Origin of the sequence: Ehrlichia ruminantium str. Welgevonden (assembly GCF_000026005.1) — a bacterium.
GTDB lineage: Bacteria > Pseudomonadota > Alphaproteobacteria > Rickettsiales > Anaplasmataceae > Ehrlichia > Ehrlichia ruminantium.
This window is the reverse complement of sequence record NC_005295.2, coordinates 629,821-644,532: the sequence shown is the minus strand read 5'-3', so window position 1 is coordinate 644,532 and position 14,712 is coordinate 629,821. Positions and strand designations below refer to the sequence as shown.

Genomic DNA, 14,712 nt, shown 5'->3' with positions numbered 1-14,712 from the left:
ACAAATCAATAAAATCATTAAAATAAAGACTGATACCATACTTTACACACAAATATAAAAAGTACAACAAATAAGTATTTTACTGTTAATATACATTGTTTTCTAATAAAACATCACCTGCCAAAAACAATGATCCACAAATTAATATTGTAGATTTTTTAGTATGATCACCCACTTCTAATATCCCAGAAATAGCATCTGTTAAAGTATCAGATGCTATTGCATTCATACCCAATGATAATGCCACTTGTAACAATTCATTTGCAGTTTGTGCCCTTGGTTCAGATTTTACACAAACAGTAGATAAAAATTTTATATAAGGTTTCAAGTAACTTAAAAATTCAACACTATCCTTATCTCGAGTCATTCCAACAATAACATATAAATCACCTACGATGCTATCTTTGATCCAGTCAGCTAATACACTAGCTCCACCAGGATTATGAGCTCCATCTAAGAATAATTCCCAACACTGAGGTATCATATTATGCAAAAAACCAGTAGTAATTTTTTCTAACCTAGCAGGCCAATATGCTTGTGTTATTCCATGTGCAATATTATCATAATCTATATCATAATGAAACTTGCCAGCAAGTATACTACAAGCAGCAATTGCATTTCCCACATTTATCACCTGATGTTTTCCAGGTAATGAAGGCAAAGGAAAAGATAGGGTATCAACACTATTTTTAAATAATATATTAGAGTCTTGTTTTTCACAAAACCAATCAATTCCACCACGATATAATGGAACATTATTCTCCATTGCATAATATTCAAAAACTTTCATTATTGAATCTTGTGATTGAGGAGCAATAACACAAGTTACATCTTTCTTCATTATCCCAGCTTTTTCTGCTGCTATTAGTTCAACAGTATCACCTAATACTTCAATATGTTCAAGTGATATTGAAGTAATAATAGTTAAGATAGGATCTAATACATTAGTAGCATCAAGACGTCCTCCTAGTCCAGTTTCTATTAATACAATATCTGCATCAACTTGAGAAAACACAAGAAAAACAGCAGCAGTTGTACCTTCAAAGAAAGTAACAGGAATACCTACACTCGCTTCTCTACAAATCTCTAAAGCTTCATATAAATAATTATCAGATATTTTCTTATCAGCAACTATTACTCTCTCATTAAATTCGACCAAGTGTGGCGAAGTATAAACATGTGTCTTTAAACCAGCAGCATTTAAAATATAACGTAAAAAAGCCATAGTAGAACCTTTACCATTAGTTCCAGCAACATGTATCACCGGAGGTAATTTTTTCTGAGGATCCCCTAAGTTATTTAGTAATTTTACAATTCTATCAAGTACCATATCAGATGGCCTAAAACCTAAAGGTTTGGGCCAGTGAGGCATATATACCATATAATTTCTCCTTACATCTCAAAATCTTATCTAATAAAATTTACTATAAACAGTGTCTTGACCTTTATATATTACATATTAAAAATTTTTTACAAGAGTACCTTTCCTAGCTTATCCCTAGATTAATATATACTCATTCCATATGCATACCTAGAAAATTTCATCAACTAAATGGATTATATTTTAAATAAAATGACTTGTGATGGTTATTATATACTTAATATAAAGAAAACTTATCATTAAGAACATAAACAACAATGTTAATTCAATTACTTATGAGAACAACTAGTATAGTATGTATATTACTATTATATATTAAAATTTCCCATGTTTTATAGAAATCACTGAAAATCACAATCATATTAATTGTTAATCTGCCTATTATATCAAATAATTACTAATGCATATAATATCAATACTTATCCTATTTCATCCTATTATTGACACTATAGAATAGGCATATGTACATAATTTAGATAATGTAGTAAAAGTGGGATCATTCAAACAAGACATAATAACAATCTGTATATTTAACAAATGAAAAATCTGTTTTTAGTGGAAAATATGAGTATACGTCAAACATTAATACTAAGATTAAATATAGCAAGAAAAGTGTTACAATTGATAACCAAGCACGTTCGGTAATACAGAACAAATATTTGTTACAATCAAAAAGAGCTTTTTATATTGTAGCAACATAGATAATTATTCTGATATATACAACTAACACTATAAGTATTACCAAAAAATTTAATTGTTTTATAATAGATAATATGGTAACTTACTGCCACTCTGATCTATTTTACTCAAACATGAAAGATATTTTAAAATTATCCATTGCAGAAATGCATGAAAATCTAATAAAAAAAGAGTTCTCGGCTGTAGAACTCACCCAAACTCATATTGATGCTATAAATAATGAACAGTTAAATGCTTTTATTACAAAAACACCAGAAGTTGCATTAGATGCTGCAAGAAAAGCAGATCACATTTTAATACATGAACAAGATAAAATCACCCCATTAACTGGAATTCCAGTTGGAATAAAAGACTTATTCTGTACAAAAAATATTAAAACAACAGCATGTTCTAATATACTAAGGAATTTTACTCCACAATATGACTCAACTGTAGTAAAGCGACTTATTGATGATGGTGCTGTAATGCTAGGAAAGCTAAATATGGATGAATTTGCTATGGGTTCATCAAATTCTAATAGCTGCTTTGGTCCGGTAGAAAATCCCTGGACAAGAGCAGATGGAGTAAAAGTAGTACCTGGAGGATCATCAGGTGGATCAAGTGCTGCTGTAGCAGGTTTTCTATGTGCTGGCGCTTTAGGAAGTGATACAGGTGGATCAGTACGTCAACCTGCAGCATTCTGTGGAATAGTAGGATTGAAACCAACATATGGAAGGTGTTCTAGATTAGGAATGATAGCATTTGCAAGTTCTCTTGATCAAGCAGGAGTACTAACACGCACAGTAAAAGATGCAGCTCTAATGCTACAACCAATTTGTGGATATGATACTCAAGATTCCACTTCTGCTAACATAACCACACCCAGATTCCTAGATAGTATTACAAACATCATAAAAGGTAAACGAATTGGAATTCCTAAAGAATATGAGTTATCAGATAAGTATAAAGAATACGAAGAAGTTTCAGAGATGTGGTTAAAGGGAATTAAGTACCTAGAAAATGAAGGGGCTGAAATTGTAAATATTAGTTTGCCACACACAAGTTATGCACTCCCTGTATATTACATTATTTGCTCTGCAGAAGCATCATCTAATCTTGCAAGATATGATGGGATAAAATACGGAACACGTGTAAACTCTGATAACATAAATGAAATGTATGAGTTAACACGAGGAAATAATCTTGGAACAGAAGTAAAAAGAAGAATATTAATAGGAGCATACGCATTGTCATCTGGATATTACGATGCATATTATAACAAAGCGCAATGTATTAGACGTTTAGTAACAAATGACTTTGTCGAATCCTTTAAGAGTGTTGATTACATTCTTACCCCTACTGCTCCTAAAGAAGCATTCGCAATGGATGAACAATTAGATACATTAACTATGTATTTAAATGACGTATTTACTGTTCCAGCAAGTCTAGCTGGATTGCCAGCTATTTCTATACCAATAGGATTATCAAAAAACAAGTTACCTCTTTCTTTACAGATAATAGGTAACTATTATGATGAAGGAGGTATTTTAAATATAGCAAGTGTCATAGAAAAACACACAGGAAATATTTTAAAATAAAGGTTATATAAACATGGCTGGTCATTCACAATTTGCAAATATAAAACATCGTAAGGGAGCTCAAGATGCAAAAAGAGCTCAAAAATTTACCAAATTAATTCGAGAAATTATTGTAGCTACAAAACAAGGGCTTCCAGATCCAGAATTTAATTCTAGATTAAGGTCTGCAATTATTACAGCAAAAAAAGAAAACCTACCTAAAGATAGGATTGATGCTGCTATAAAAACTGCATCTGGAAATAATCAGCACGATAATTTTGAAGAAGTAGTATATGAAGGATACGGTCCAGGAAATATAGCCTTGATAATTCAAACTCTTACTAATAACCGTAATAGAACTGCAGCTGAGCTACGACATGCTTTGTCAAAATATAATGGTAAATTAGGAGAGTCAGGAAGTGTTAGCTTTCTTTTTAATCATGTAGGTTTAATAGCATATAAAGCATCATCTATTAATAGTTTTGATACTCTATTTAATACAGCTATAGAATTACAAGCACTAGATGTTGAAGAAAATGATTATGATGAAGAAAAAATGTATTATGTAACTTGTAATATTCAAGATTTTGGTAATGTAAGAGATCAGTTGTTTAAAAAATTCTCTGATGCAGAATTCTCTAGACTATTTTGGAAACCAATTAATATCACAACAATAGATGATGAAGAATTACAAAAAAGGATTTTAAATTTAATGGATGTATTGGAAAATAATGATGATGTACAACATGTAGATAGTAATTTTATTTTTAATACTAAAATATAACAATATCATTTATTAGTAATCCAACTTTGCTTTTTTATTACAGTCAAAAAATTATTACTATAACATCTAAGTTACTATACTTTATAAGTAGTATTAATAAAGTTATCATCTATTTATTAATCAAAACAACATAACTTTAATATACTCTATAGTAATGTGACATATGTTTTTATGGTTGCCTTAATACAACATTTTATTAACTTTATTTTTCAATGTTATAAATACTATAATAATATAAATTAGTTCCTTCTATTATATAAATTATAAAATAATCTTGTAATTTCTAAATTCTTTATTTTCTACCTCTTAATGTCTACAAACTTAGAAAACACTCTTTATATTAATTTTAGTTTAAATATTACAAAATATTTATAATATATGATATACACAAAACTTTACTTTTTTTACATTATCGTAAAAGAATTATCACTTGTAATTTGCAAATTATCAATCTTACAACCAACTTATATATTTTAATACATATTTACAACAAACACAAAAATCCTAGTGATATTTTATTTTTAAGTAAAAGTATTATACTTTCTTATAGAGCTATAGGCTACTCAATATAATTAACGTGATTATTCTTACTTTACAAATTTTACCATTTAATAAAAATTATAATATTAAAGATAACATTTTATTAATGATTTATAACTTGCTTTCCTAGCATAGGTCTTGTATCCTATAATTAGTTATTAATTATGGCATTTATGTTAAAGTTATTATTATGTTTATTTTTATTGTACATTTTAATAAATCGAGTAAAATCTAGTAGTTAACTTTTTTCCTAACATTATGGTAACTAAATCTTATATTGACGAAGAATTAGTAAACTTAAATAAAGCTTTACAACTAATTCGAGGTTACCTTTGACATTGATAATCTGACAAGCTTATTAGTTGATCTTAATACAAAGTGTGCTGATACGTCTTTATGGAATGATAATTTAACAGCACATCATGTTTTATCTGAACGTGCTAGAATATCTAAGATCGTAGGTTTATTTACAGAATTAGAAGAAGAATATCAGTATTACAATGAACTACTTTCTGTCATAAGTAATGATAGCGATAGCCTACTTGATGATTTATCTAAAGGCTTAGAAGCATTAAAAGAAAAAGTCAAAAAAAAAGAAGTTGAATGTTTGTTTTCTGATGAAGCAGATCAAAACGATTGTTTTATAGAAATTCAATCTGGTGCTGGTGGTACAGAAAGTAATGATTGGTCTAATATGCTCTTACGAATGTACATAAGGTGGGCAGAAATATATCATAATTTTAAAACACAAGTTGTGTATAAGTTAGACGGTGAAGAAACTGGTGTAAAATCTGCCATTATTAAAGTTATAGGATACAATGCATATGGATGGTCAAAAACCGAAAGTGGTATTCACAGATTAGTACGTATATCACCATTTAATTCAAATGCAAAGCGTCATACTACATTTGCAAGTGTATTAGTATCTCCAGTTACAAATGAGAATTTTGATATTCAAATTCACGATAAAGATCTACGTATAGATACATATAGAGCATCTGGAGCAGGTGGACAACACGTCAACAAAACAGAAAGTGCTGTTCGTATTACACACATTCCATCAGGAATCGTAGTTCAATGTCAAAATAATAGATCTCAACATCAAAATTTGGGTGAAGCATACAACTTGTTAAGAAGCAGATTGTATCAATTAAAATTACAAGAGAAAGAAAAAAAAATGGCACAAGAACATAGCCAAAGATGTGATATAGGATGGGGAAACCAAATTAGGTCATATGTCATGCACCCATATCAAATGGTAAAAGATATACGTACAGGATATGAAACTGGTAATGTCAACTCAGTACTAGATGGAGACTTAGATGCGTTTATTATAGCAACATTAACAAAAAAAATTACATAACTACCAGCAACATTAATAAAATGATTTTATTATTTACAAAGCAAGAAAAAAATTATTAGGTTATATTGTTGGTAACACAAAATGCAACAACACATTAAATACTAATCTGGTTATTACACAATATAAATATAAAATAAAAATTGGCAAACAAATGACACTAATAAACTTTATATACCAATAATTTCCTTAGAATATATAACACTGTAAAAAAACAATAGAAATTATAAATATTATGTTTTTGTAAATATAGAAATAATATATAAATACAAAATTTTGCTACATATTTTTAGCATACATAAAAGATCAATATATAAGTAACTAGCATTCAGAAAGTTCAATGTTATAGCTGCTTTCTTCGCAATACGCCTTTTAGTAACAATAATAAAAAACTATAAACCTTATATATATAACATATAATAGGTTACATTAATTGAAACATAAATTAATATAATATCTTACACAATTTCTATCATAGATTAAGGAAATACTAAACTATATAGTAAGACACTACAATGATACGTAATCAAAGTTGTAATTAACAATAGTATTTAAAAGTTCAATTCACACAAAATTTTTTTACAATATATTAAACACAAATAATAAAAATTATTTACCAATAACTTATACTATATCTTCTATCATCTCTATAACTAACGTCATAACATATTACAAAAACACTAGATTACATAACTAGCCACTACACAATTATAAAATTAAAAGTATTAGTAACTATCATCTAGAAAAGATATCTAATTAAATAATTATTATACAACATAGTATTCATAAAAAATAACAATAAACTACAGATTTTAACTATTAAATGGATCATAATTAAATCTACCATTAACTATAAAACACTAGTTGAACATTGTATTTTATAAACTAGCTCTCGCTACTAAGATAAATATTCAATTTGTACCATCATAAAAAAATCAAAGCTTAGATTTGAAAAATTTTGAAATATCACTGTACACAAAATGTTTTATATACAAGAGAAATATTAATTAAATTTTTTCAAGATTTTTCTTAAGAACCGATATCTTATAAATTTATATCTGAACTATTACAAAAAATGTATTAAAATCTTAGTTACAGATTTTTTTATAATACTAAACTACATTTTAAAATAGTTTAAAGTTAACTTACTTTCCAAAAAATAAAAATGGTATTATATGTATTAATAAAAAGTACTATATCAATCATATATTAATAAAAAATATTATATGTATATAACGTTAAAATACCAATCATATATCAGAAGTATTTATCAGTAATAGAGATATTAGCTATATATTATAAAAATATAATTTTTAATACATCGCAACCTAGAAAAAATAAGCAGTATTAAGTAAAAACAAAACCAATAACATACTGATAATGCCAATTATATACTCACATATATAGAACAATATTTATCTAACTAAATACATAAAATACTTATCTAAAATAGAAAAGACTATAAGTAATCCTGTACTAAAAGAATATTTTTCAGTAATAAAGCCCTAACAAACAACACTTTTTATTAACAAAAATACATAATGCTAAATTAACAAACTAACTACTATATAGCATTACAAGTTACATATATACTTTAGATAAACCACAAAATAGCTATCAAGAAAAAACTATAGCATATAAAAACTGCATATTACACTATTATTCTTTGTATTAGTATTGAATCATATTACATGTACTTATAACTAGTATTTGTTAAAAAAAACTATGGAAAAACGACAAATATTATCTTTATAAACATACACAATATGTCATTAATTATTAATAATTATAACATTTGTTTTATTTTTATTCCATGTATTACTTTAAAACCAAAAAACATAGAAATTTTTTCTATAATCACTGGAATACTATACTGTATATCAATGGCAGCACCACCACCTTTCACAGTAATATATAATAGCGCTGTATTCATATCATTATCTAAAAACAACAATTTTCTTGGTACTGCAACCTGAGATATCTCTCTCCCAACAATATTAACCCAATTTAAGAAAAGACGTATCTCAATTCTACTAATATGCCCATTTTCACATTTTTTTAAGATTAATGATTCAACAGCAGAGCCTATACTTTTAGGACCAGCTTTAAATAACATATTCATTATCCAACATTATCAAAAACACATTGTATACTAAAAATACTATTTTCCTGACATACTACTAATATCAGCAACGATGAGTGTATTTGTAATGATACCAAAATAATCATTCACTACAACAGTTATATTATAACTGCTAACTACCATCATAAAAAGGCATACATATTACAATTTCCATAGATTCATAATAGTGTAGCATTATCAAGGACTATCTTTGCTTATTACTTACCTAGAAATTACATAAAAATATCTACATTATTATATTTTTTAACAATTTGCATAACACATCATTAATAACACAATATATTATCATAGTTATTAGTAATATTTCACAGAATATCATAAATAAACTATTAATTAATATTTAAATATAATTTATAAATAAAATTAATCTCTTGATCACAATAAAATGTATCAAATTCATTCTTTTCATTAATACAATATGTTTTAAGTAGACTATTTAAGATTTATACTTTTATTTATAGTAATAAGTTAAGAAATCTTTTTATAAATTATATAAAATCAATAATTTACTCATCAATGTACTAATCAACTGTATATTATTACTTATAACATACATCAAAATTTGAATAATTAAGTATAAAAAAATAAATGAATAAACTCAATAACAGCTTGAATGTTACATATGTTTTATTATCAAATAAGATAAACTATATATTGCAATATTACATACTAGTATGTAATATTTTTATACATAATCTTTTTTAGGTACGATTAAAACCTACAGCACAAGTTAGTAATAATATAGAAAATATACAATACCACATTACTAGTAAAATAAAACTTTAATTATGAAATAAATGTAACAAAAATTCTTAAGTGTTAATAAGAACATTGCCTACATAGACACATAAGTTATTTATCAAGCTAATATTAAATTCTTATTTTAATAAAGTTAATTGTATAATAAACACATTATAATCAGTATTTTTTTCTACTGAACTGTTACACTAATAAAGAAATATATGATTCTTCTAATTACTACTTCTAATAAAAAGATGACTTAATACAGCTAATTAATCTTTTTTTATCTTACAAAAAAGTTATTACTTTTAACTAAAAGTAATACTAAAAACACAATTTTATAGTTAATTAAGTAATATTTTTATTTAGTTATTATAATATTAAGTAAAAAATTATCCATTTTATACAGTATAATATATTTAAAAATTGTATTAATTATATCATAATGGTAAAATTAGTTAAAATTTTTTAAGGACTTTTATGAGTAAGTTAAAAGCTAAAATATTGTTAATTTTATTACTAATAATATTAGCTTGCAGTTTAACACTTTTTTTTACATTACAAAAACAATTTAACAGTACAACATTCTGTATTATTTTTGGTGCTTTACTTTTAATAACAAGCGCTGCTGTTGTATTTAGTGCAATAAAATGTGCTATAATACATTACGATGGCATTTCTATGAAAAGTATAGGCAAAGACAATATTATAACATTGAGAGAACCAAGCGAACAAGTTGTTGTATTTTTACCAATACCTTCTGAAGAAATACACAAAATAGATACTGGATATAACATTATTGACCTTTTGTATAAAAAAGCAAGTTACAAAGACAGCTATATATTAAATATTAAACAAAATAATACAACATTATTTTCAAGTAAAAATTCAGATATAGATATAAGTTTAGATAATACGAAAAAAGTACAGTTATTTATGGGAAACCATAATAATGTTAGTACTAAGGATACTGGATTATATATCACAGTCAATGTTGATAAGTTATTACTATCACAATCTATTAAGAAACATGTAGGTAATGAAATACTGTATGTAACATTACAAGATGGCAAACTATTGTTAACTTGTAAATATATTAGGTTTTACAGTAGTGAACTACTAAATAATTCAGCAATTAAAGATCCTTATGGTCAAGAAGAGTTTGAACAAATTCTACGTTATAAGGTTAAATCTACAAGTGATAAGAGCTCAGTAAGACCATTATATGATATTATAGCAATAAGAATTTTATCTAATTGCCCTCCAATAGACAACGATAATAACTGGGCTAAGACTGAAGGTGGTCAAACAGCTATAAGATTCTTTTCTATGTTCGATGCTAAACGTATGTTATACGGACAAGAATTAAGTAACAAGCAATTAGCAGTCAAACTCAAAGCAATTACAGATTATATTACTAATATTACATTCAAGGGAAATATGTCATATGATGATGTGATCTTTAATCAAATAAAAAACTTGTATCTTGAAAAATGTGATGAGACAACAGAATATCATTTATTATATAAGAATCGTTATATAAGTAACACTGGTAAGCGTATTAGTGACAAAATACATGAGAATATAAAGAAAAATAAGTTATACAAATACATTTGTGCTATTGCTTCTCAGGATAGTAAAAATCCATTATCTAAAAAAACAAATGAATTTCTTCATAATATATTATCTTCTGAAACACCACATCTTGATATTGCACCTCTTATGTCCAATCCTAATGAAAGAGAGGACATTATGGCATCACTTGATCAATCTAAAAATGAAGAACTATGTGCTGTGCTAAAGGAATTATTAGGGTCAACTACCCTTTCATATGATATATTTACTTTGATTCAAAAGGCTAAAGATTATATTATGAAAGATTGTAAACAACATATGAATTTATTATACTGCGAAAAATATTACCAATTAAATGCAGGATATGTTGATAATATTACCATATGTTCTAGTGCTACAAAAAGTCCTAGTATTGTAAATAATACTGATATTAAAAACCCAAGTTACATAGGGCATGCAGTGTAAAAATGCTACTACTACTGTATCATCAGCTTAGGATTAAGTAACATTTCATACTGTAAATAATTGTAGTAATATTATTACACTTTCTCTGAGTAAAATAATTAATATTAAGTGTAATACTTAATAATTGTATACGTAGTATTTTATATAATACAATAGTTAGTAGAAATACAATTTCTACTACATAAACAAATTTATATTAAAATAACACTTTGTATATGTGATAAAAAACATTTATGATGTCATCAATACAATTTTAAATATATTGCACATATATTAAGTAGATAATTCTTAGTTAATATTGTATTACTAAATAAAATTATTACTCAATCTTATTAAGATGTATTTTATACAATAAATGTATACAAATTTTGCTAATTTCAGCTATTCAAAATACACTCAATCATAAATATATATACTACAGTGTAGTTTTAACTGTCTTTAAGCAAAAACTCATAATTTCTTGATAAGTAATACAAACACAATGTATTAAGATTACATATTATTGATCATAAAAACATGTGATTATTTTTGACAGTAACTATAGGTATTAGCATTAATATAGCATTAACATATAATGTCAATATAACATTATTTACTAACACACTATCATCTTATGCTTAACATTATCTTAAAGATAACATAGTAATATTACTAATATTATAGTGTGTTCAATGTAACATGTATTTCTCCTAGAAACACTTCAATCATCTTATTTCCTACATTGATAAAAAAGCTATTAATATATCATAGAAAATTAGTACAGCTTGTATACATTTAAAGACTAATATCCTAAAACTCTTAACCACTATCTTAATTTCCAGATATACAAATCTATGTAAGAACAATTTATATACTTTGTCATATATTTGTACATGCTATTTATAACATAAATCTTCATAGAAAATTAAAATTAAGTAAATAATATAATTCTTAAATATGTGTTTATCATTGTCACACAACATAAAAATTAGTGAATACTACTTCAAATATTACAATTAATCTCATTTTTCTTACTATAATATTAAAAATAACAAACTCACCAGTTGTAAGTATACAAAAAATATATTCTTAATAAGTGTATTTCTATAGTATAATTATTAAGTTTTTTCTTACTTATGGTGTGTTACATATGAATAAAGTATATTCTAAACTATTACTAGGCATATTAGTTGCACTTTGTATTGCAGCGATCGCTGCTTATCTTAAACTACAAACTCAAGGTTATAATTACAGCGCACTAGGTATTGCTCTAATCATAAGTTTATCAGTCCTATGTGTAGGTATTGTTGGCTTAGTAGTACATATAGCTTTTCTTTCACAGGGATTTTCTGTAAAATCTACAAAGGATCAAGACATAGAAGATATACAAGATAAGGTTAGTGTATTTCTTCCTGTATCTGAAGAAAATCTTAATAATATAAATAGTGAATATAACATCACTGATATCACGTGTTCTTTAGTACCTAGCACTAGCAAAATCAACACCTTAAACATTACACAAACTCTAGGAATAACATCTAAGAAAAAATTAGAAGTACCACTGGATACTTCTCAAAATGTAAAAATATTACATGGTTCTCAATACACAGAACTTAATAAATCAGGTTCTGGTATATGCATCGTTACTGATGCTAATAAACGTACTGTTCTACAAGAATTTAATAAGATGACACTCGCTAAAGTACGTTATCCAATTATCAAACAAAACGGATCAATATCTTTAGTATGTAAAGGTATCAAAATATTTCCCCATAAAACACATGCAGTATTATCAAAGGATGATATATCTTTTTTTCAGAGAAATTTTGAAAATATATTGAAATCTCAAATAGACATTGTTGATGACAGAAGCGGAACTCTTCATAATAGAACATTATATGATATAATATTAGAACATATACTTACTGAAAATTCTGTTGACAAACTTATAAATGGAAATTGGAACTATTGCGATCAAGCTAAGTTATTATATGCTTTCTTTAGTATATTTAATTTCAGAGGTACAAATAATAGTAAACTATCTCAACTAGGAACTCAAGTAATTAATTTTGTAAAACAAAATGGTGAATATACTAACGAATATTTTACTAAACAAGCATTTAATTTAGTAGCAAAATACTATATACGTCTTGACAGTCAATTTAGTATGTACAACAGACTATATAATAATCCTTTTATAAGCCCTTCTGGTAGACGTTTAAGTGATACATTACGCAGTAAAATGAAGTTAAATAGCACGTTTAGGTTAATATGTGCTATTGCTATACAAGATACAAAGCTTCCAATAAACAACAATACTAATGAGTTTTTAAGTAATTTATTGAAACAGGAAAATTATGAAAATGCGATAACAAAAGCTTCTAAAATAGTTGGCACTAGTAAAGCGGCAAGGTATTTTAGTCACGTTGCTAAATGTGAAGATTCTGAGTTAAGTAATGTACTAAGTGAATTACTATCAGGCTATAGTAGCTTTTCCAGCGCACAGTTAATCAGTGCTGCAAGAAGTTATATTGTGAACTTCTGTAAAGAACATGCGCTGATATATTTTGACATATACAGAACCATAGATATGGGAAATATTGATAAAATAATATTACACAATCCTAATCAAGAAATAGACAACGTATTGTCTGACCCTAACTTGGTATCACAAAATGCAGAGACTAAGTCAAAAATGCACAATCAGTAACTGTAAATTAAAAGTATGTATAATTATGCTAATAATAAAATTTCTTATAGAAGATATTTAAAATACGCTAAAGGGCTTTTTTAGTAATATGTTAAACTTGAAAGTAGGAATTAAATAATATTCTACCAATAGATAGTATGTATACCTAGAAAATGCTAGAGCATATAATAAATGTACCACAGTACTAGTAAAGTATTAATCTTATTGTTTTCTAGTTATTACATATTTTTAAAAGTTCATTATTTTAAAAACAATATACATGATACTGTAGTTTTTTACAGTATCATGTATAATTTAATACAAATATATTGGTTTAAGTAAACAGCTAAATGAAGAAATTGTAGGTAACTTGATATTTTTTAGTACATCACATGTAAGTTTACTATTTATAGTAGATTAAATATTTTTTATACACAATTTCAAGATGGATACAGCTAATTATCAGCATATTATTTTGTTGTTAACATCTTTAATAAGTTCTTAGAATTGAAGAATTACAAGTCCTATCATTTTTTATAAGCAAAGGTAGATGTTATAGTATTTCATTTATATATACTAACTAGCATTGTATTTTCTATAAGTGAGATGTCAGTAAAATAAACTGAAAAACAATAACTATTTTTGAAATATTACTTTCAGTAATATCATCTCGAGTAAACTTTTCATCATTATTAATATTTAACAAGATATTATCAACAGTAATTACAAAATTAAATTCCTTAATTATGTAATGACAAATCGAATTTTGACCATACTTGATAATAATTAGGATCATTTAC

General features: G+C 26.0%; 8 protein-coding genes. 5 read left to right on the top strand and 3 right to left on the bottom strand.

Annotated elements, in window-relative coordinates:
• Positions 1–85: 85 nt before the first annotated feature.
• Positions 86–1,381 carry a bifunctional folylpolyglutamate synthase/dihydrofolate synthase gene (locus ERUM_RS02005; RefSeq protein ID WP_011155049.1) on the bottom strand — a complete coding sequence of 432 codons (1,296 nt, stop codon included), beginning with the start codon at positions 1,379–1,381 and terminating at the stop codon, positions 86–88.
• An 812-nt stretch (positions 1,382–2,193) separates the two neighbouring features.
• Here ERUM_RS02005 and gatA point away from each other — a divergent pair.
• The 3 genes from gatA to prfB all read left to right on the top strand — a co-directional run bounded on the left by gatA (position 2,194) and on the right by prfB (position 6,323).
• A complete protein-coding gene (gatA, locus tag ERUM_RS02000) occupies positions 2,194–3,657 on the top strand; it encodes an Asp-tRNA(Asn)/Glu-tRNA(Gln) amidotransferase subunit GatA (RefSeq protein ID WP_011155048.1) in 1,464 nt (487 codons plus the stop codon).
• Between the two features lie 13 nt (positions 3,658–3,670).
• Positions 3,671–4,420: a YebC/PmpR family DNA-binding transcriptional regulator gene (locus ERUM_RS01995; RefSeq protein WP_011155047.1), complete on the top strand. Its 750-nt coding sequence runs from the start codon at positions 3,671–3,673 to the stop codon at positions 4,418–4,420.
• A gap of 798 nt (positions 4,421–5,218) precedes the next feature.
• Positions 5,219–6,323, top strand: a protein-coding gene (gene prfB / locus ERUM_RS01990; RefSeq protein ID WP_011155046.1) for a peptide chain release factor 2 whose coding sequence is annotated in 2 segments (ribosomal slippage) — positions 5,219–5,293 and positions 5,295–6,323 — 1,104 coding nt in all. Because the reading frame shifts where the segments join, the coding sequence is not laid out codon by codon here.
• Positions 6,324–8,106: 1,783 nt separating this feature from the next.
• Here the strand turns inward: prfB and ERUM_RS01985 are convergent.
• Positions 8,107–8,442: a DUF721 domain-containing protein gene (locus ERUM_RS01985; RefSeq protein WP_011155045.1), complete on the bottom strand. Its 336-nt coding sequence runs from the start codon at positions 8,440–8,442 to the stop codon at positions 8,107–8,109.
• 1,242 nt (positions 8,443–9,684) lie between these two features.
• Here ERUM_RS01985 and ERUM_RS01980 point away from each other — a divergent pair.
• Entirely contained in the window at positions 9,685–11,244 is a 1,560-nt protein-coding gene (locus ERUM_RS01980; RefSeq protein WP_011155044.1) for a hypothetical protein, read from the top strand.
• 1,129 nt (positions 11,245–12,373) lie between these two features.
• Positions 12,374–13,933: a hypothetical protein gene (locus ERUM_RS01975; protein WP_231837243.1), complete on the top strand. Its 1,560-nt coding sequence runs from the start codon at positions 12,374–12,376 to the stop codon at positions 13,931–13,933.
• Between the two features lie 574 nt (positions 13,934–14,507).
• Here the strand turns inward: ERUM_RS01975 and ERUM_RS01970 are convergent.
• Entirely contained in the window at positions 14,508–14,708 is a 201-nt protein-coding gene (locus tag ERUM_RS01970) for a hypothetical protein (protein ID WP_011256065.1), read from the bottom strand.
• Positions 14,709–14,712: the final 4 nt, after the last annotated feature.

Excerpts from the sequence above, each read along its gene's own strand:
- ERUM_RS01985 (WP_011155045.1), bottom strand. The coding sequence starts at position 8,442 with ATGAATATGTTATTTAAAGCTGGTCCTAAAAGTATAGGCTCTGCTGTT.
- ERUM_RS01975 (WP_231837243.1), top strand. The coding sequence starts at position 12,374 with ATGAATAAAGTATATTCTAAACTATTACTAGGCATATTAGTTGCACTT.
- gatA (WP_011155048.1), top strand. The coding sequence starts at position 2,194 with ATGAAAGATATTTTAAAATTATCCATTGCAGAAATGCATGAAAATCTA.
- ERUM_RS01970 (WP_011256065.1), bottom strand. The coding sequence starts at position 14,708 with ATGATCCTAATTATTATCAAGTATGGTCAAAATTCGATTTGTCATTAC.
- ERUM_RS01980 (WP_011155044.1), top strand. The coding sequence starts at position 9,685 with ATGAGTAAGTTAAAAGCTAAAATATTGTTAATTTTATTACTAATAATA.
- ERUM_RS02005 (WP_011155049.1), bottom strand. The coding sequence starts at position 1,381 with ATGGTATATATGCCTCACTGGCCCAAACCTTTAGGTTTTAGGCCATCT.
- ERUM_RS01995 (WP_011155047.1), top strand. The coding sequence starts at position 3,671 with ATGGCTGGTCATTCACAATTTGCAAATATAAAACATCGTAAGGGAGCT.